Source organism: Xylanibacter ruminicola 23 (assembly GCF_000025925.1).
GTDB lineage: Bacteria > Bacteroidota > Bacteroidia > Bacteroidales > Bacteroidaceae > Prevotella > Prevotella ruminicola.
In genome coordinates this window covers 2591044-2611958 of the sequence record NC_014033.1, presented here as the reverse complement: position 1 = coordinate 2611958, position 20915 = coordinate 2591044, and the positions used below count along the sequence as shown (strand labels likewise).

At 49.6% G+C, this 20915-nt stretch carries 14 protein-coding genes; 9 read left to right on the top strand and 5 right to left on the bottom strand.

Translation table 11 applies throughout. The features are described from left to right. Positions 1–17: 17 nt before the first annotated feature. The 3 genes from PRU_RS11225 to PRU_RS11215 all read right to left on the bottom strand — a co-directional run bounded on the left by PRU_RS11225 (position 18) and on the right by PRU_RS11215 (position 5262). Positions 18–371 (bottom strand): PadR family transcriptional regulator, encoded by a 354-nt coding sequence (locus tag PRU_RS11225; RefSeq protein WP_013063228.1) that lies wholly within the window; start codon positions 369–371, stop codon positions 18–20. 93 nt (positions 372–464) lie between these two features. Then, positions 465–2741: a GH92 family glycosyl hydrolase gene (locus PRU_RS11220; RefSeq protein WP_373314259.1), complete on the bottom strand. Its 2277-nt coding sequence runs from the start codon at positions 2739–2741 to the stop codon at positions 465–467. A gap of 22 nt (positions 2742–2763) precedes the next feature. Further along, the gene (locus tag PRU_RS11215; protein ID WP_013064813.1) at positions 2764–5262 is read right to left on the bottom strand and encodes a glutaminase family protein; all 2499 of its coding nucleotides are present in this window, start codon (positions 5260–5262) and stop codon (positions 2764–2766) included. A 154-nt stretch (positions 5263–5416) separates the two neighbouring features. Between PRU_RS11215 and PRU_RS11210 the strand changes: the two genes are divergently transcribed. The 7 genes from PRU_RS11210 (at position 5417) to priA (ending at position 14220) form a co-directional block, all read left to right on the top strand. Continuing rightward, positions 5417–6355 (top strand): PorP/SprF family type IX secretion system membrane protein, encoded by a 939-nt coding sequence (locus tag PRU_RS11210; protein ID WP_013064229.1) that lies wholly within the window; start codon positions 5417–5419, stop codon positions 6353–6355. Positions 6356–6369: 14 nt separating this feature from the next. Next, entirely contained in the window at positions 6370–7806 is a 1437-nt protein-coding gene (gene porK, locus PRU_RS11205) for a T9SS ring complex lipoprotein PorK/GldK (protein WP_013063609.1), read from the top strand. 20 nt (positions 7807–7826) lie between these two features. Beyond that, positions 7827–8591, top strand: a complete 765-nt coding sequence (gene porL, locus PRU_RS11200; RefSeq protein ID WP_033149474.1) for a type IX secretion system motor protein PorL/GldL — start codon at positions 7827–7829, stop codon at positions 8589–8591. A 5-nt stretch (positions 8592–8596) separates the two neighbouring features. Next, positions 8597–10156 carry a type IX secretion system motor protein PorM/GldM gene (porM, locus tag PRU_RS11195; protein WP_013063146.1) on the top strand — a complete coding sequence of 520 codons (1560 nt, stop codon included), beginning with the start codon at positions 8597–8599 and terminating at the stop codon, positions 10154–10156. A 17-nt stretch (positions 10157–10173) separates the two neighbouring features. After that, on the top strand, positions 10174–11229 hold the full coding sequence (gene porN / locus PRU_RS11190; RefSeq protein WP_013063168.1) for a type IX secretion system ring subunit PorN/GldN: 1056 nt from the start codon (positions 10174–10176) through the stop codon (positions 11227–11229). Between the two features lie 117 nt (positions 11230–11346). Next, on the top strand, positions 11347–11961 hold the full coding sequence (locus tag PRU_RS11185; RefSeq protein ID WP_013063730.1) for a porin family protein: 615 nt from the start codon (positions 11347–11349) through the stop codon (positions 11959–11961). A 3-nt stretch (positions 11962–11964) separates the two neighbouring features. Further along, the gene (gene priA / locus PRU_RS11180) at positions 11965–14220 is read left to right on the top strand and encodes a replication restart helicase PriA (RefSeq protein ID WP_013064686.1); all 2256 of its coding nucleotides are present in this window, start codon (positions 11965–11967) and stop codon (positions 14218–14220) included. Positions 14221–14229: 9 nt separating this feature from the next. On the opposite strand, the gene PRU_RS11175 is transcribed toward priA, so the two are convergent. Continuing rightward, complete coding sequence (locus PRU_RS11175) at positions 14230–15840, bottom strand: TonB-dependent receptor (RefSeq protein WP_013064693.1); 1611 nt, start codon at positions 15838–15840, stop codon at positions 14230–14232. 175 nt (positions 15841–16015) lie between these two features. Beyond that, positions 16016–18067: an HD family phosphohydrolase gene (locus PRU_RS11170; RefSeq protein WP_013064203.1), complete on the bottom strand. Its 2052-nt coding sequence runs from the start codon at positions 18065–18067 to the stop codon at positions 16016–16018. Between the two features lie 86 nt (positions 18068–18153). On the opposite strand from PRU_RS11170, the gene gltX reads away from it, so the two are divergent. Together gltX and PRU_RS11160 are read left to right on the top strand one after the other, a co-directional pair. After that, a complete protein-coding gene (gltX, locus tag PRU_RS11165) occupies positions 18154–19671 on the top strand; it encodes a glutamate--tRNA ligase (RefSeq protein ID WP_013065016.1) in 1518 nt (505 codons plus the stop codon). Between the two features lie 2 nt (positions 19672–19673). Then, positions 19674–20912, top strand: a complete 1239-nt coding sequence (locus PRU_RS11160; RefSeq protein ID WP_041386819.1) for a 3-deoxy-D-manno-octulosonic acid transferase — start codon at positions 19674–19676, stop codon at positions 20910–20912. Positions 20913–20915: the final 3 nt, after the last annotated feature.

The window sequence follows — 20915 nt, the reverse complement described above, 5'->3', positions numbered from 1 at the left end:
TTTAATCTTTCAATTCTTCAATCCTTTACTTCCAATAACTTGGGGGTTACATTCTTTAGATAATTAATGGTGTTAGAGAGTTCCTGCCAGGCTGCATCCAACCCTTCGAGAAACTTTTCACCCTCTTTGCTCAGGGCGTAATACTTACGAGGCGGTCCTTGGGTTGACTCCTGCCATTCGTACTGCAGCAAACCATCGTTCTTAAGTCGGGTTAATAGTGGGTAGAGTGTGCCCTCAACCACCAGTAGCTCGGCGTTTTTTAGTTGTTGGATAATGTCGCTGGCATACGATGGGCGATGCTTCAAGAGTAGCAGTACACAATACTCGAGCATGCCTTTACGCATTTGCGACTTTGCATTTTCAATGTTCATATCTTTACCGTTTTAAAAGATTTCTGCGGCAAAGATAAGCAAAAACTTAGTACCTTGTATAACAAAGTACTAAGTTTTTGCAAGGAATTATATCTATTTAACAATTAGGCTGTTATTTGAGAACGAGTAGGGGAGGCTGTTCTCGTTAGTGCCTCGTTGCTGATTGGGCTTTGACGACATACGATAATCGATACGGCCACCCTTCAGCAGGTCGGTGTGCTCCAGATAGTTCTTATCATAAGCAGCACCATTCACGCTCATCTCGCTTACGTAGCAGTTTTCTGTGCTGTTACTGTCGGCATTGATAACCAGTGTTTTGCCGTTGGCCAGATGCAGGGTTATCTTATTAAAGTAAGGTGTGCCCAGTGCATACTGCCCTGAACCCGGACAAACGGGATAGAAACCGAGAGCTGAGAACACATACCAGGCCGAAGTCTGTCCGTTGTCCTCATCGCCGCAGTAGCCATCAGGTGCGGCCTGATACATGCGGTCCATCACCTGACGCACCCAGTACTGAGCCTTCCAAGGCTGTCCAGCCCAGTCGTACAGATAAATCATGTGCTGGATGGGCTGGTTACCATGGGCATAGTTACCCATATTCATGATCTGCATCTCGCGAATCTCGTGAATCACTGCACGATAATAGCTCTCGTCGAAAACAGGTGGCAGGTTAAATACGGAGTCGAGCATAGTTACAAAGTTCTCCTTACCTCCCATCAGACGAATCAATCCTGCAGGATCGTGGAAAACCGACCAGGTGTAGTGCCATGAGTTACCCTCGGTAAAGGCGTCGCCCCACTTCAGTGGATTAAACGGACTCTGGAAGGTACCATCCTCATTTCTGCCACGCATCAATCGGGTTTCCTTGTCGAACACGTTCTGGTAGTTCAAGGCACGCTCCTTATAAGGTTTCAGTTCTTTCTTAGATTTGCCGAGTGCCTGTCCTAAACGATAGATACACCAGTCGTCGTATGCATATTCTAAGGTGCGTGCCACATTTTCTTTGATACCAACATTATAAGGCACATAGCCCAGACGGTTATAATATTCAAATCCCAGTCGGCCTGTGCTTGATACCTGAGGATGAACAGCATTGGCACCGTGCTTTACAGCCTGCCAGAGTGTCTCCACATCGTAGCCGCGCATGCCTTTCAGATAGGCATCGGCCACCACCGCGGCTGAGTTGTTGCCCACCATGCAGCCGCGATGACCAGGACTGGCCCACTCTGGTAGGAATCCACTCTCCTTATAGGTGTTCACCAATCCCTCCTGCATCTGCTGGCTCATCTCAGGATATACCAGGTTGAGCAGTGGAAAGAGCGAACGGAAGGTATCCCAGAAACCAGTATCGGTGAACAGACGTCCGCTGTGCACCTGTCCGTCGAAAGGACTGTAGTGTACAATCTCGCCAGCCTTGTTTACCTCGTGGAACATACGGGGGAATAGAACCGAACGATACAAACAAGAATAGAAGGTGCGCAAGTGATCAACATTGTTGTCTTCAACCTCCAGTCTACTAAGGATGGTGTTCCAACGCTGGCGACCGTCATTGCATACGGTGTCGAACGAGCGATTGCTAACCTCTTTCAGGTTCTGTCGGGCCTGCTCGGCGCTGATGAACGATGAGGCTATACGCAAGGTTACAGTCTCGCCACGAACCGTTTGGAATCCTACTACTGCACCTGCATGATTACCTTCAAAATCGCGTTTGTCGGCCTGTATCTTGCCATCTGCTACTGTAGAGAGGAATGTGAACGGCTTGTCGCTCTCAATCACAAAATAGTTCTTAAAGTTCTCAGGTACGCCGCCACTATTCTTGGTGGTATAACCCTCAATGTGGCAATCGTCGATAATGCGTACCATCGAACCCTTATCAAAAGCATCCACTACGATGCGTGACTCTTTGGAGTCGGGGTAAGTGAATCGCATCACAGCGGCACGTTCAGTGGGTGTTACCTCGGCTGTGATGTCGTAATCAGCCAGATACACCTTATAGTAATACGGACGGGCCGTTTCGGCCTTATGCGAGAACCATGAGGCACGCTTGTCCTCATCGAACACGGTGCCAACAGTGGGAAGGATGGCAAACTGTCCGTAGTCGTTTATCCAGGGCGAAGGCTGATGGGTCTGCTTCAATCCGCGAATCTTACTTGCGTCGTAGGTATAAGCCCATCCGTCGCCCATCTTTCCAGTCTGAGGCATCCAGAAATTCATGCCCCAGGGGAGTGCGATAGCAGGGTAGGTATTGCCAGTTGAGAGTGCGTGGTTTGATTGTGTGCCTACCAGCGTGTTGACATAATCAACAGGTGCGGTGGCTGCCACAGCACTGCCCCCAAGGAGCAGTGCCACAGCCAAAAGACTCTTTCTCAGATTCTTTTTCATAACAACAATATTACTTAACTAACAATCTCATCCAATAACCACCAATAACCGAGCGAGCTTTGAACCCAACCATCATTCCGGTCTTTGTCTCGTGCCAGTCGCTGATAGGCACGCGCGACTGCGTCTCGTCTATATATTTGTAGATAGGTTCCACAAACTTCAGGAAGGTATCCTTATCGTTGGCCATCGCTGCACTCCACATAATCCAGTCGGTCTTAGTATAGTCCTTACGGATGTCGAGTGGCAGACCGTAGGTGTTCTGCTGCTTCAGGTAGTAGCTTACCTCGCGCTGCATCACCTCATCGCCAAACAGGTTGGTGTTCCACAGTTTGTCCCAGATCATATTGTACTTCTGACTCCAAGTGTTCTGGCGGTCGAATGCCAACTTGTAGTGATCGCCCTCACGAGCATCGGCCTCCCATTTCTTGGCCATCTGGCGGGCACGGTTCATATAGCGCTCGGCTGTAGCGGCATCGCCTTTCATGCGGGCCATCAGCGCATAGCCTGCTACGCCCATGATAGCTTTAACCGAAAGGTTACAGTTGTGTGGCCAGTGGCCAGCAAAGTCGTCGGTACACAACTGGTTCGATGGGTCCTGTCCGTTCTCTACCAGATAGTCGGTCCACTGGGTAAGAATGTCCCAGTAAGGCTTTACGTAATCGATGTTACCATCCTGGATGCAGAGCTGTGCAGCCAGAGTCAGCATGTTACCTGCCTCTTCGATAGGCATGTCGCCACCATATACCTGTCCGTTGGCAATGGGGTAGGTGCCCAGGTCGTGAGCAGCAAAGGGCTTGGTCCAGCGACCAGAGCGACTATACTCAAAAATACTGGTCATCATGGCTTTCTGCAACTCAGGGTTGTAAGCCAGGAAGAGTGGTGCCGAAGGATAGGTAAGATCCACGGTGTTTACGCAACCGTTAGAGTTGTTCTCCTTCGAGAAGTACAGCAGATGTCCCTCGTTGTCCTCGAACAGCTTATGTGCTGCCAGCACGTGGCGATAAGAGCCAGAGAGAATCTCGGCATAGTGCGCATTACCTACCTTCAGGGCATCGTCGTAAATCTGCTTATCCATGGCGCGGCAACGCTCCATAATGCTCTTGTAATTACGGTTCAGCTTATTGAAAGCGTCGAAGATATCCACCTTGCCACCATGTGCCCAGTAGGCCTTGTAGCGTTGGTACATATACTCGATATCCTCAACCTCGTCGTAGCCAATCAGCGAGAACGATGCCTGTGGCTGCTGGTCAACCTTACCAAAGTTATGAACATAGGCCAGTACTGGGGTGTCGTTTTGCTTGTAAGCACGCACCAGCTGCTGACCGCAGTTCAGGTCGCCCTTGGCCATAAAGCCGTTGATAATGTTGTTGTAGCTGTCGAGTGATACCTTGCCGTTGAAGTCGGCTACATACAGATAACCCCAATCTATGCCGATGCCATCGCCTTTCTTGGCCAGGATGGGCTGATCGATAGTACCTGTCTTAAGATACTTCACACCATTCACTGAAACCACTGTCGACTCTGTGGGCTGATGAGGCTTGTTGGTTGCAATCTGTGGACTTGCCAACAATGCAAACTGCACGTCGTGCTTCTTGCGGTCTAAGCTCTTTACCTGATACGAAACATACGAAACGGGGGTAGAGAGCAGGTCGAGATCATCAATCAGCATAGGCGATGTGAACACCACATCCAATGCTACCGGACCGCAGGTAAATGTGTAGTAGGTTGAAGTGGCCATCACGTCGACGCTCTTCTGTACAGCCGTCTTAACCGAGGTTGCCTCGATACCGATGTTGGCATACAATCCAAAGTCGGCATAGGCACCGCCCGCATTATTGTATACGTGCAGAGCCATCACGTTGCGTCCCTCGTGCAGCAGCTGCTTCTGCTGGGCATTCAGGTGTACCGACTCATTGAATACGGCATCCATACGACCTGTTGCCACCTGTGTGCCGTTGATGTAGAGCTCGCAGGCATCATCATGCGAATAGAGAGCGTACAGATCGCCTTTCAAATCGTCGGCAGTCAGGTTAATCTCGCGTCGGATGTAGATATGGCTGTGCTCCTTGCTCCACCCCGTGCGGATGTTGTCGCCAGCATTACCAAACGCAGCGCGACCTTTCTGCCAGCCATCGGCTTTGAAATCTGGCTTGTGCCAACCATCAGTCTGTTTAGTCTCTGTGTACTGACCCTCCCAAGCTGCCTCGTCGCTCATCGGGGCGATGGCTTTCAGCACCTTGTGCTCTTTGTCGCCCATAAAGCGGTAGGTAGTGCCATCCACGCGCAACAATCCTTCCAAAGGTTTCTCGTCGCCTGTCCAAAGACGTGTGTTGCCTTCGGTTAACTTGTCGTAGGGCGACCAGATTGAAAAATAGGGATCGTTAACCACAATGGGTACTGCTGGGAGTCGGAGCGCTGTTTGTTTGTAGGGTTTAAACAGTTCTGTTTGTGCAAAGGCACAGGTAACGGCTAATGCCATACCTAATAAGGTAGTAAGTTTCTTTTGCATACTAAGTTTTTAATTTTTGTGTTAAATAAAATAAGTCGGTTGCAAAAATACTGCTTTTCGTCCAATTGCGAGGTTAATTATCGGTTATTTATCACTTAAAAATGTTAAACGCCTCCAAACACAATAAACAGCGCGGAAATACGTTTTATAATATGTGAAACGTTTCTTTATCGCAATAGTAGGGCTGTGGATTGTGGCTGCAACGGTGCGGGCGCAATACGATGTTTCCTTTGCTCATTACTGGGCAATGGAGCCGTCGTTTAACCCCGCGGCTGTGGGTAAGGAGGCTAAGCTGAATGTGACTGGAGCCTATGCGCTGCAGTTGGCTGGGTTTGAGCACAACCCTAAAACCATGTATGCGGCGGCCGATATGCAACTGTATGGCTTGGGTACCTATCATGGCGTTGGTGTTCAGCTGCTGAACGATGATATCGGATTGTTCTCGCACAAACGTCTGGCTGTGCAGTATGCCTACCAGCGACGGGTGGTGAAAGGCAAGTTGAGCGTAGGTGTGCAGTTGGGTATGCTGGGCGAGACGTTTGATGGCAGCAAGGCTGAAATGCCCGAGGATGGCAGTGACCCCATACTATCGAGCTCGTCGATAAACGGTTCGGGACTTGATGTGTCGGCAGGCATCTATTATCAGGCACTTAACTGGTACATGGGAGCATCGGTTCTGCACTTGAACAACCCGGTGGTAGCATTGGGCGAAACCAGCGAACTGAGTATTGATGCAACATATTATTTTACCGCAGGATACAATATTCAGCTAAATCATCCGTTTTTTAAAATACAGACCTCTGTGTTAGGACGCACCGATGGGGTGGCCTGGCGGGCCGATGTAACAGGGCGCGTAAGGTACGAACACGATAAAAAGATGTTGTACGCAGGCCTTTCGTATAGTCCTACCAACTCAGTAACGGTGCTGGTAGGTGGCCGATGGCACGGCATACATCTGGGCTACAGCTACGAGTGCTATACCAGCGCCATTAACGTGGGTAACGGCAGTCATGAACTGTTTGTGGGCTACGAGACAGAGTTGAATCTGTATAAAAAGGGCAGAAATCTGCATAAGAGCGTAAGATTACTATAGTAAATAAGATAAATATGAAGAAACTGATAGGACTATGCACCGTTGCGGCACTGATGCTTACTAGCTGTTTTGGCGGTAAGCTGATGACAGCCAATGGCGGTGAGGTGACAGGTACCAGTGGCAGAGCTTTTACCGAGCCTACGCCCTACGGCATGGTGCTGGTTAAGCGTGGCCATGTGAAAATGGGTATTGAGAACCAGGATTCGCTGTGGGGTAAGAAAACACCCGTACGCGATATCTCGGTAGATGGATTCTGGATGGACGAGACCGAGGTTACCAACTCGAAGTATCGCCAGTTTGTGAATTATGTACGCGACTCCATCCTGCGCGAGCGTCTTTCAGAGATTGACGAAACCTACAAGACGGTAAAGACCGACCGTGAAGGTAACGAGATTTCGACCGTACTGAATTGGAAGAAACCACTGCCACGCCGCCCCAGCGAAGATGAGCAGGAGATTATCGATGCCATGTACGTAACCAATCCCGTAACAGGCGATAAAATGCTGGATTTCCGACAGCTTAACTACCGCTACGAGGTGTACGACTATACCGCCGCAGCCCTGCGTCGTAACCGACTGAACCCACAGGAGCGCAACCTGAATACCGACCTGACAGTTGATCCCGACGAGCAGGTGTGGATATCGAAAGATACTGCCTATGTGGATGACGAGGGGCGTATTGTTCGCGAGAGTATCAATCGTCCGCTTTCGGGACCGTGGGATTTCCTGAATACCTATATCGTAAACGTATTCCCCGACACCACGTGCTGGGTAAACGATTTCCCCAATGCTGATAACGAGATGTATCTGCGTTACTATTTCTCGAATCCCGCTTACAACGATTATCCCGTGGTAGGTGTTACCTGGGAGCAGGCCAATGCTTACTGTGCCTGGCGTACTGAGTATCTGCTGAAAGGCTTAGGTCCCGCAGCCCGTTATGTGCAGCGTTACCGCCTGCCAACCGAGGCAGAGTGGGAGTATGCCGCCCGTGGCAAGGATCAGAACGAGTTCCCATGGGATAACGAGGATGTGGCCAGCGGCAAGGGTTGTTTCTATGCCAATTTTAAGCCCGATAATGGCAACTATACCAAGGATGGTAATCTGATTACCAGTAGGGTGGGCATCTATTCGGCCAACTCGAATGGACTTTACGATATGGCAGGTAATGTGGCCGAGTGGACCAGCACCATCTATACCGAGGCAGGTGTTGAGGCAATGAACGATATCAACCCCACACTGAAGTACAACGCTGCTCAGGAGGATCCCTATCGCCTGAAGCGTAAGAGTGTGCGTGGTGGTTCGTGGAAGGATCCCGAGTCGTATATCCGTTCGGCCTGGCGTACAGCTGAGTATCAGAACCAGCCCCGTTCGTATATTGGATTCCGCTGTGTGCGCAGTCTGGCCAATTCAACCAGTGAGCGCGCCAAAAGCACAAAAGGTAAGAGAAAGTAAACACTAAATACGCAATAGTTATGACGATATACAGCAAATATAATGTAATTTACCGCTTGCAGAAGTGGATGGACAGTGTGCCAGGACAGACGTTCCTGAACTACGCCTACTCGTGGGGCGCAGCAATCGTTATCTTAGGTACGCTGTTTAAGCTTACCCACCTGAAGGGCGCCGATTTCTTCTTGTTCCTTGGTATGGGTACCGAGGTGCTGGTTTTTTTCCTTTCGGCCTTTGATCGTCCGTTCGACAAGACTACCGATGGTATGGTGCTGGATACCCACGTAAACGTGAATGGTGAAGCGCCCGTTGCAAGTAAAGGCGGCAGCGCAACTGTAGTAGGTGGCAATGGTGGAACCATCATCATTAATGGCAACGGTGGTACCTATACTGGCTCATCGACCAATTCACCGTCGACACCCAGCGCCCAGCCTGCTGCTGTTCAGTCGGCAGTTGCAGTCCAGCCGACATCTGTTTCGGCTCATCCCGAGCTGGATGCTGCTACATCTACCTACGTAGAGGAACTGAAGCATCTGACTGAGACCCTCTCGAAGGTATCGGCCCAGAACGAGAAGCTGGCTCACGACTCTGAGGAGATGGAGAACCTGAACCGCACGCTAACTGGCATCTGCAAGGTTTACGAGATGCAGTTGAAGAGTGCCAGCGCCCAGATTGGTACGATCGATGATATTAACGAACAAACCAAGAAGATGGCCGCCCAGATAGCAGAACTGAATAAGATTTATAGCCGTATGATTGAGGCAATGACGGCTAAGATGAACGCATAACGACTATGGCAATCAAGAAAAGACCCGTTTCTCCACGTCAGAGGATGATTAACCTGATGTACGTTGTCCTGATGGCGATGTTGGCACTTAACGTTTCGAACGAGGTGCTCAACGGCTTTTCGATTGTGGAGGAAAGTCTGAACCGCACTACAGGTAACTCCGCCAAGGAGAACCTGGCCATCTACAAAACCTTTGAGCAGCAGCTGAAGGCTAACCCGCAGAAAACCCGCGAGTGGTACGGCAAAGCCCAGCAGGTGCGCCAGATGAGCGACTCGCTGTATAACTTTGCTGCCAGTCTGAAGCAGGCCATCGTGGTTGAGGCCGATGGCAAGGATGGCGATGTCACTAATATCCGCAATAAGGAGGATCAGGAGCCTGCTAACTACGTGATGCTCTCGCCTACCAACGGACAGGGACAGAAACTGTACAAGGCTATCAACAGTTTCCGTGAGCGTATGCTGACGATGGTAACTGATGAGAAACAGCGACAGATTATAGCCAGCAATCTTACTACCCAGGTGCCCAAGCGTGCTATGGGTAAGAACTGGGCCGAATATATGTTTGAGTCGATGCCCGCTGCGGCTGCCGTTACGCTGCTGTCGAAACTGCAGAGTGATGTGCGCTATGCCGAGGGCGAGGTTCTGCATACTCTGGTACAGAACATCGACGTGAAGGATGTTCGTGTAAACCTGTTGGATGCCTTTGTGATTCCCAACTCAAAAACGATTGTTCGTGGCGACCGTTTCTCGGCCCGTATCGTGATGGCTGCTGTTGATACCACCCAGGTACCCGATATCTTTATCGGCGGACAGAAGGTAAACCTTCAGAACGGACTGTACGAAACCGTGTGTGGCAAGACTGGCGACTTTACGCTGAAGGGCTATATGGAGATGGTGAATGGCAATGGCGACCGCATACGCCGTGAGTTTACACAGGACTACACCGTAGTTGAGCCCAGCGCTACTGTATCGGCCGACCTGATGAACATGCTTTATGCAGGTTATGCCAACCCCATCAGCATCAGTGTGCCAGGTGTGCCGCTGAATAAGATTCAGGCCTCGATGACCAATGGTACGTTGCAGAGCGTGGGGCCTGGCAAGTACATCGCACGTCCAGCAAAGATAGGACAGAACGCTGTGATTACCGTTACCAGCACCAATACCGGTCATGCCCAGCAGATGGGGCAGTACACCTTCCGTGTCAGGAAATTGCCCGATCCTACACCTTATATATCGATGAAGGATGAGCATGGCAATCCCGCCCGATACAAGGGTGGAGCCTTGAGCAAGGGACAGCTGGTGGCTGTAGAACATCTGGGTGCTGCTATCGACGATGGCATACTGGATATTGCATTCCGTGTGCAGAGCTTCGAAACGGTGTTCTTCGACAATATGGGTAACGCCGTGCCGATGGCATCGGATGGTGCACAGTTTTCGGCTCGTCAGAAGGATACCTTCCGCAAGCTGGCTCGTAATCGCCGATTCTATATTTCGAGGGTAACGGTAACCGGTCCCGATGGATTAACCCGCACCCTGACTAACCCCATGGAAGTGATTGTAAAATAAATAAGGTATAAGATAGTATGAAGAGATTATTGTTCATATCAACCCTCGTGCTGATGGTGAGTGCAGCAGTGGCTCAGCCACCACAGCGCCGTGCCGAGCAGCAGGCTCAGCAGCAAACCAAGCAGAATGCAGCATCTTCGGCTATGTCGATGCGCGCACAGATATCATTCCCCACAGCTGTAGAGATGCCCGAAGAGGTGGTGTGGCGTCGCGATATCTATCGTGAGATTTCGTTGGAGGATGATGCCAATGGCGGACTCTACTATCCTGTGGAGCCTCAGGGCAAACAGTTGAACTTGTTTACCTATATCTTTAAATTGGCACTTAACGGCTATATCCCCGTGTATGAGTATCCTACCGATGGCAGCGATGTGTTTTCCGATGCCACCAAGGCTGATATGAAGGCGCTACTGGATAACTACCATATTTTTTACGAGGAGAAGGATGGCAAGATACGTGTGGATAACAGCGATATCCCTTCGGCGATGGTGAAGAAGTACTATCTGAAGGAGAGTGCCTATTACGATCAGGCCAACTCTTCGTTCCACATCAAGGTGCAGGCCTTGTGTCCCATTATGATGGACGAGTTTGGTGGCGAGGCAACGCAGTACCCCTTGTTCTGGGTGAAATACAGTGACTTGGAACCCTACCTGAACCGTCAGACAGTGATGGCCAGCAGTATGAACAATGCTGCCACCGTATCGATGGACGACTTCTTTACGCTCAATATGTATCGTGGAAAAATCTATAAAACCAACAATGCGCAGGGTAAAACACTGCTGCAGTTGTGCGGTGGCGATGAGGCTAAGATGACTGCCGAGCAGAAGCGTATCGAAGCTGAACTGGAAGGTTTTAAGAAAACGATTTTCGGCGATCCTGCCAAGCGCGACTCACTGGATAGCATAGCTGCTTTGAAGGATACCAAGGCCGATAAGAAGGTGAAGGCTGCCAAGAACAAACCCGCCGCAACCAAGGGCGTAAAGGTGGCTAAGCAGAAGAGTGCCAAGACCGAGAAATCGAGTGGCAGTAGCAACAGTGGTGCCCGCGTGTCGGTACGTCGACAGCGCCATTAATTAGTCAAAATACAAGGGAATAATCGAAAAAAAACGGTTATTCCCTTTTCGATTCCAACTTTTTTCGTAACTTTGCGCCGTGGAATGATTCAATAACATTAATAATTGGTATAAGTTATGAAGAAATTTTTTACTTTAGTAGTGCTGCTGGCAACAATGACTGTTGCTGCTCAGGCACAGGTGAAGTTTGGTGTTAAGGGTGGCCTTAACCTGACTAATATGAAGTTCGATAATTCGATCGTTGACAAGTCGAATCAGACTGGTTTCTTTATCGGTCCGACTATTAATTTTACGCTCCCAGTGGTAGGTCTTGGCATTGATGCATCGGCCTTGTACGATCAGCGTTCGGCTAAGATCGAAGGCTCTGATGATAAGCTGAAGCAGCAGTCAATTCAGATTCCCATAAACCTTCGTTATGGTTTTGGCTTGGGTAATACTGCAAGCATTTACATCTTTGCTGGTCCTCAGTTCGGCTTTAATATTGGAGATAAAACCACTAATCTTCTTAACAACGCCCTTGAGTGGCGCTTGAAGGACTCAAACCTGAGTGCTAATTTAGGTGTTGGTTTGATGCTGCTGAACCATCTGCAGGTATCGGCCAACTATAATGTTGCTCTTGGAACTACTGGTGAGACCAACGTTGTCAATTCAACTCTGTCTACTGCTGGTAACATTCTTACTGGCAAGACCAAGGCTAATGCTTGGCAGCTTTCGGTTGCTTACTTCTTCTAAGGGGTGAGTTACGCGGATATCATATTACCTGTTCCGTTAACAGGACTTTTTACCTACGCCGTGCCGGATGGCATGAGCGTAGGTATTGGTATGCGCGTACTGGTAACTTTCGGGCGTAGCAAAACCTACTTGGGTATTGTGGCCCGATTGCACAATGAGAAACCTAAGGACTATCAGGTAAAGCCCATCAGCCAGGTGATGGATGCCACACCTATCATTACCGATAACCAGCTGAAGCTGTGGCAGTGGATTGCCGATTACTACATGTCGCCTATTGGCGAGGTGTATAAGGCAGCACTCCCATCAGGACTGAAAGCCGAGGATGGTTATCGTCCACGTACCGAACTATACATCCAGCTGTCGCCTAAGTTCCGCAGCGAGCAGGCCCTGCACGTGGCTATTGATATGCTGCAGCGTGCTCCCAAGCAGCTCAAGGCTTTCCTGGATTATCTGGAACTCTCGGGTTGGGACCAGTTAGGACAGACCGAGGAACAGTTCGAGATAACCCGCGACGAGCTGATTAACCAGGGACACACCCTGCAGTCGGTAAACGCCTTGGTGCAGCGAGGTGTGTTGGAAACCTATGATAAAGAGGTGGGGCGATTGAATTTTGGTGGCGATCCGCATCCTGAACATATCAAACCGCTGAGCGATGTACAGCAGGAAGCGTTTAACCAGATACAGTTCTCGTTTCTGCAGAAAAACGTGACGCTGCTGCATGGTGTTACCTCGAGCGGTAAAACCGAGATTTATATCCACCTGATACAGCAGGCATTGGATAAGCATCAGCAGGTGCTCTATCTGTTGCCCGAAATAGCGCTTACCGTGCAGATGATGCAACGCCTGCAGCGAGTGTTTGGCAATCGCCTGGGCATCTATCACAGTAAATACTCGGATGCCGAGCGTGTGGAAATCTGGCAGAAACAGCTTTCGAAGCATCCCTATGATGTGATTCTGGGTGCGCGCAGTGCCGTGCTGCTGCCTTTCCAGAACTTAGGACTGATTATTGTGGATGAGGAGCATGTAACCTCGTATAAACAGCAGGACCCTGCACCGCGTTATCATGCCCGTTCGGCAGCTATCATGCTGGCACAGATGTATGGTGCCAAGACGTTATTGGGTACTGCCACACCATCGCTCGAGACCTACCATAATGCCAAAACAGGTAAGTATGGTTTGGTAGAGCTTTTCCAACGTTATAAAGGTATTCAGCTGCCTGAGATCCAGGTGGTGGATATCAAGGACTTGCAGCACCGTAAGATGATGAACGGTGTGTTCTCGCCATTATTGTTGGCGAAGACCCGCGAGGCATTGGAGCGAGGCGAGCAGGTGATATACTTCCAGAACCGTCGAGGCTATGCACCCATGATAGAGTGTAAGCAATGCGGCTGGGTGCCCCATTGTCAGCATTGTGATGTGTCGCTGACGTTGCATCGCAACATGAATCAGCTTACCTGTCACTACTGCGGCTACACCTACCAGGTACCCACTGAGTGCCCAGCCTGTGGCGGGCATGATCTGATAACCAAGGGATATGGCACCGAGAAGATTGAAGACCAGTTGCGTGATATCTTCCCTGAGGCCCGTATTGCCCGTATGGACCTTGATACCACCCGTACCCGTAATGCCTACGAACGTATCATCAGCGATTTTTCAGCCGGTCGTACCAATCTGTTGATAGGTACCCAGATGATATCCAAGGGCTTGGATTTTGATAAGGTGTCGGTAGTAGGCATTCTGAATGCCGACAACATGCTGAACTATCCCGATTTCCGTGCTTACGAGCAGGCTTATATGATGATGGCTCAGGTGGCTGGTCGTGCCGGTCGCAAGGGCAAGCAGGGTTTGGTAATCCTACAAACCAAATCGCCAACACTACCCGTTATCCAACAAGTAGTGCAGAACGATTATGCCGGATTGTACCGTTCGCTAATAGCCGAGCGCCAGCATTTCCATTATCCGCCTTATTATCGCTTAATCTATGTTTACCTGAAACACCGTTCGGATGCAGTGGTTGAGTCGGCAGGTATTGAGATGGGTAGTAGATTGCGCCAGTGGTTCTCGGCTCGTGTGTTAGGTCCCGACAAGCCTGCCATCGCTAAAGTTAAGTCGCTCTCTATTCGTAAGTTGGTGCTTAAGCTTGAACCAGGCATCGGTATGGCCGACGTGCGTAAATATTTAGCGCTTGCCCAGCAGCAGATGCTACAAGACAAGCGCTATTCGTCGCTCCAGATCTACTTCGATGTAGATCCGCAATAATCGTTCTTTTTAGAGATTCAGCTCACAGCCGATACCCAGTACGCGGTTGGTACGGGTGAACGAGTCGCTCATACCAGAGAGTGGTGGATAGTCGTTACGATTGTAATCGTCGTAGTTGGTTTGGAAGTAGGCAGCTTTCAAGGTAATCTTGTCGCTGGCCTTGTAGTTGAAACCAAGTCCGAAGCTGTAGCTGTTGGTTACAAACGACATATCGTTCATGTAGTCATCAGTAAGACCATAGCGTGTTACCTGACCTCCTGCTGAGATGGTGAGTTTGTCGCTCAGATCCCATTCTACACCTGCCAGATACTCGTTTGAGTCGTGGTCGAGCAGTTTCTGGGCATTGTTATACCATGAAGCGTCTTTGTCGAAATAATGGTGATAGCCTAAGTTAATACGGATATCCTCAACAGGGCTCCACATGGCGCCTACTGTCAGCAGAGCAGGAACATCTTCATTCACCTCTTCGCCATCGCGGAACTTGTTGACTGCAGCAATCTCGCTGGCTTCATTCACCGTTGATTCGTTTTTCATGCGAATCTGTGTCTTGAACTCGTATTTGGCAGCAAAGTTGAAATTGCCAAACTTATAGTCAACGCTGACGATAGGAGCGATGCCTACACTCGACTGGTTGCAAAGCAGATTCACACCCTCGGCATATTTCGACAGGGTGGCCAACTGACCTGAGCTCTGCTGAAGCTGTGACAAACCAGCTGTCAGCGATGCCTGTGCCTGCTTGAGCTGATCGGTCATCATGCCTGCCTGTTCAACCTTGCTAAGCAGTGCCAGGTGCTGCTGAGCCACAGCAGCATTCTGTTGTGCCTGAGCAGGAACATTGGGCAGGAAATTGCTAAAATCCACATAGCCGCCCTGTGTGCCTACCATGATGTTGCTGATCTTGGCTTTATAAGTGGCTGTACCATAGAGCACGCGCAAACCTCCGTAAACAGCGAGGTTCTTATTAATCTTGTAGGCCGTACCCAACTGGAAACCGAAGTAATACTGGCGTCCCTGCATATAGCCGTTCATGTCATAGCCATTCACACCATAGGTATTGATAGCGTTGGGGGCTGCCTGTCCCATCATGGCATAGAGGGGAGTGAGCTGTGAGGTGAGACCATTGAGCTGAGTGGCCATGCCATCAAGCGTCATGAAACTGCTGGCGATGTTACCAACTACGCTCTCGAACGAACCCAGACCGTCCTGGAACTCACAGGCACCGCCGCCCCCAGGAACCGAGAAGTTGAACTGCACACTCCAGTTGCCCTTGTTGTAGGCTGCCTGGATTGAGGGCAGGAAGGGGGCGTCGGCCACACCTTCGAAAGTCTTGGTGGTCTGACCTCCGTTCTTTCTTCCTAATGCAAAGAATGGACTGGTACTCTCGATGGTACGGGTTTGATGGGCATACTGCCAGTTGAAACCGAGGTGGAAACCTTCGGGCATGAAGGCTACACCGGCGGGGTTACTGTATACTCCATCAAGACCGATGGCTGCATCTCGCGCAGGATTGCGCAAAAAGTCGATACTCTGATTGGTGTTGGTTAAGATGCCACCAGCTGTGGCTGTTGTTGTAGCTGCTGTCAGCATCAGGCTGGCCAGCAAGACATTCATCTTTTTCATAATTTAAACACTTTTTTTCAAAATCGGCTGCAAAGGTATAGTGAATGTTTTAAAATCTTATGTTTACGCACACAAAGTTAACGTTGTTTAACGAAAATTGCACACAAACCTGCACAAATGTGCAAAAGTGTGCAGGTTTTTGCACACTTTTGGGTAGTTTTGTGCATAAATGGATTTACTTTTTCAGCTCAGGATAGCTCAAACGGGTGTGATAGATGGTCTTCAGCTTCTCTATCAGCACGGTTTTGGCATAGGCAATATCACGGAAGGTGATGGGGCACTCCTTAAAGTAACCCTCGGCCACCTGAGCATCAATCAGTCTGTTAACCAGTTCGCGAATCGACTTTTCTGTGTAGTCGGGCAGCGAGCGCGAGGCGGCTTCTACGGTGTCGGCCATCATCAGGATGGCCTGCTCCTTAGTAAACGGATTAGGACCTGGGTAGGTAAACAGCAGGTCGTCGACATCGTCGTTGGGGTGAGCATTCTTATATTGTACGTAGAAGTACTTGGTTTTTCCCTGTCCGTGGTGGGTGGTAATAAATTCCTTGATCACATCGGGCAGGTTGTACTTGTCGGCCAGTTTGGTTCCCTCGGTAACATGACTGATAATCATCTGGGCGCTGTCTATCGGATTCATCTTCTCGTGTGGATTCACACCCGACTGGTTTTCGGTAAAATAGATAGGATTAACAATCTTACCGATATCGTGGTACAGTGCACCGGTACGTACCAACTGACTCTTGGCACCAATCTTGTTAGCAATCTCGGCAGCCAGATTACCCACCTGGATAGAGTGCTGGAAGGTGCCTGGGGCCACCTCGCTCATCTTGCGCAGTACAGCCTTGTTCATATCCGATAGCTCAATCAGCGTAATGTTGGATGTAAAACCGAATGCTTTCTCGATAACATAGAGTAAGGGATATGAGCAGAATAGTAGTACGCCGTTGATAATCAGGTAGTTGTATTCGCTATAACTGATTTTCGATATGTCGTTGATGCGAATCCAGTCGAGTGCCAGGTTTGTAAGAATTCCTGCCAAGGTTACCGATACGGCTGTCCAGAACAGCTGTGAACGACTTGACAGTTCGCGCAGCGAGAAGATAGCTACCAATCCGGCTACCAGTTCAACGGCTACAAACTCCAGCGGATACTGCAGGAAGCAGGCGCAGGTAAGAACCATTGTAGAATGGGCCATAAAGGCTGTTCGCGAATCCATGAACACTCGGATAAAGATGGGCACCATTGCAAATGGTACGATATATACATGCAGTACGCTATGCTCTACCATCGCCGAGGCAATAATTGTAAACAGCACGATGAGTGCATACAACATGGTGGTAGATCGTACTTTCTCAAAGTAATCTTTTCTGAACAGGGTAAGGAAGATGGTAAAGCAAGTAATCAGGATGGCTGTGTACAGCAACTGGCCCATGATGTTCAGGCGAATCTTCTCCTGGTCCACATTCTGGCGCTCCATCTCCTTCTGGAACGATAGCAGCTTATTGTAGGTCTTGCCGTCAACGATATCACCACGGTCGATAATCTTCTCACCTCGCTGTACCAGTCCGCTGGCCAGTGGAATACTGTTCTGCAGGTCGTTCAAGCTGGCCTCACTACGTTCCTTGTCGTAGGTGAGGTTGGGAGTGATATAATCATTCAGGTTGCATTTCTGCAGCACCTCGCGATGCTTGGCAAGTGTCTGATCCTGAAATAGTTGTTCGTAGGCTGATACCACCGAGTACACATGGCTGATTTGTGAGCTGGTGGCGTTCTTACCGCTGACGATACGTACAAATCGAGAGGTGTCCTTACTGATTTTGGCATACTCGGAATTGCTCATGATACCCTGCTCATACAGACGGTGCAGACGGTTTGAGATAATGCTGATGTAATCGTTATGCAGTCCGGGGATGCCGTTTGAGTAGTCTTTCGAGAACTGGCGTACCTGTTTGCCCACAATCTCGCTGTTCATGATGTAATACGGCTCATATTGCTTCATGATGCTGTCGCGCTCGGCCCTCACGGCTTCGTCACTCTTGTAGATGGGGAAGTCGAATGGCGCTTTCAGGTCGGTATATATCCAAGGTCGGCCTTTTTCGATCTTGAAATTGTGTTGACTGCTGCGTGGCATCATCCATACGATGATGGCAACAGTTATGATGATCAGACCCAAACGAATGAGAAAATCACGCCAAGTTAGGTCGTTTTTAATGTTAAAACTACTCATTTCTACGTATTTTATGCAATTATGGTGCAAAAATACGAAAAAACTCTCAATTTTTTTGTAACTTTGCACACAAATTTTAATTGATTATGTCAGAAAGAAGAGTAAGAGTACGTTTTGCACCCAGTCCAACGGGTGCTTTGCACATTGGTGGTGTGCGCACAGCATTGTATAACTACCTGTTTGCCAAGCAGCATGGTGGCGATCTGGTTTTCCGTATCGAGGATACCGATAGTAACCGTTTCGTACCTGGTGCCGAGGAGTATATCATTGAGTCGTTCAAGTGGCTCGGTATCAAGTTTGATGAAGGTGTTAGCTTTGGTGGCGACAAGGGTCCTTATCGCCAGAGCGAACGTCGTGATATTTACAAGAAATATGTTCAGCAGTTGCTGGATGCCGATAAGGCTTATATTGCTTTCGATACGCCAGAGGAGTTGGAGGCTAAGCGTGCTGAGATTCAGAACTTCCAGTACGATTGTCATACCCGCGGTCAGATGCGTAACTCGCTGACCATGCCTAAGGATGAGGTTGAGAAGCTGATTGCCGAGGGTAAACAGTATGTGGTTCGCTTCAAGGTTGAGGCTGGTCAGGAGATCCTGGTTAACGACCTGATTCGTGGCGAGGTACGTGTTAAGAGCGATATCTGTGATGATAAGGTGCTTTATAAGAGTGCTGACGAGTTGCCTACTTATCACCTGGCTAACATCGTTGACGACCATCTGATGGAAATCTCGCATGTTATCCGTGGTGAGGAGTGGTTGCCATCTGCTCCATTGCACGTCATGTTGTATCGTGCTTTCGGTTGGGAGGACACCATGCCTCAGTTTGCTCACCTGCCATTGCTGCTCAAGCCCGATGGTAAGGGTAAACTGTCGAAGCGTGACGGCGACCGTCTGGGATTCCCTGTATTCCCACTGCTGTGGAAGGATCCTAAGAGTGGTGAGACTTCTCGCGGTTATCGTGAGGATGGTTACTTCCCCGAGGCTGTTATCAACTTCCTGGCTCTGCTGGGATGGAATCCCGGAACCGAGCAGGAAATCTTCTCACTCGATGAGCTGGTTCCTCTGTTCGATATCTCTAAGTGTTCTAAGGCTGGTGCCAAGTTCGCCTTCGAGAAGGCTGTTTGGTTCAACCACGAGTATATTCTGAAGAAGAGCAACGAGGAGATTGCTGCTCTCTTCGAGCCTATCGTTAAGGAGCACTGTCCTAACGAGACCTCAGAGCGCATCCTCAAGGTTACCGAGATGATGAAGGATCGTGTATCGTTTGTTCACGAGATGTGGCCACTTTGCTCGTTCTTCTTCGAGGCTCCTACAGCCTACGATGAGAAGACTGCTAAGAAGCGCTGGAAGGAAGATAGTGCTCAGGTGATGACCGAACTGATTGGTGTGCTTGAGGGTATCGACGACTTCTCGCTCGAGAACCAGGAGCAGATTGTACATGCTTGGGTTGAGCAGAAGGAGTATAAGCTGGGTAATGTAATGAACGCATGGCGACTCACTCTCGTTGGCGAGGGTAAGGGTCCTGGCATGTTCGATATCTCTGCCTTCCTGGGTAAGGAGGAGACCATCGCCAGAATGAAACGTGCGATTGAAGTACTGGGCTAATGATTTACAACCTTGTAATATATCTGTATCTTCTTGGAGTGGCTATTTATAGCCGCTTCAATGAGAAGGTACGTAAAATGTGGCGTGGTGAGCGCGAGGCATTCAAGATTCTACGCGAAAAGGTAGATCCGAATGCCAAGTACGTGTGGTTCCATGCTGCCTCGCTGGGTGAGTTTGAGCAGGGACGCCCCTTGATGGAGCAGCTGCGCAAGGATCATCCTGAATACAAGATTCTGCTCACATTCTTCTCGCCCTCAGGTTATGAGGTGCGTAAGAACTACGAGGGTGCTGATATCATCACCTATCTGCCACTCGACACCATCACCAACGCACGTCGTTTCCTGCGTACCGTACGTCCTGTGATGGCTTTCTTCATCAAGTACGAGTTCTGGTACAACTACCTGCATATTCTGAAGCATCGTGGTGTGCCTGTTTATAGCGTGTCGAGTATCTTCCGTCCTGAGCAGGTGTTCTTTAAGTGGTACGGTCGTCAGTACGGTCGTGTGCTTAATTGCTTCACTCATTTCTTTGTGCAGAACGAGATCAGCAAGGAACTCTTGGCCAAGATTGGTATCACCGATACTACCGTGGTGGGCGATACCCGCTTCGACCGTGTGCTGCAGATTAAAGAGGCTGCCAAGCAACTGCCTATCGTTGAGTCGTTTGTGAAAGATGCTCCTCAGGTATTCGTGGCAGGTTCGTCGTGGCCTCCCGATGAGGAGATCTTTATCAAATACTTTAATGAGCATAAGAACTGGAAACTGATTATCGCTCCTCATGTGATTGGCGAGGATCATCTCAAGCAGATTGAGAAACTGCTCGAGGGCCGCAAGGTAATCCGTTACACCGAGGCAGAGAAAATGGTCAATGGTCAATTGTCAATGGTCAATGACTACGAAGTTCTTATCATCAACTGCTTCGGCTTGCTGTCGAGCATCTATCACTATGGCAATGTGGCTTATGTCGGTGGCGGTTTTGGTGTTGGTATCCACAACCTGTTGGAGGCTGCTGTTTGGGATGTGCCCGTATTCTTCGGACCTAACAATCAGAAGTTCCAGGAGGCTCAGGGACTGAAGACCAGCGGTGGCTTTGAGATTAGCAGCTACGAGGACTTTGCTGCACAGATGGATCGCTTTGCTGCCGATGCTGCCTATCTGCAGGAGCAGGGCCAAAAGGCTGGTCATTTTGTAAAGGGCCAGTCGGGTGCCACGCAGAAGGTGCTCTCGTCTGTCGCTCTGTAATTT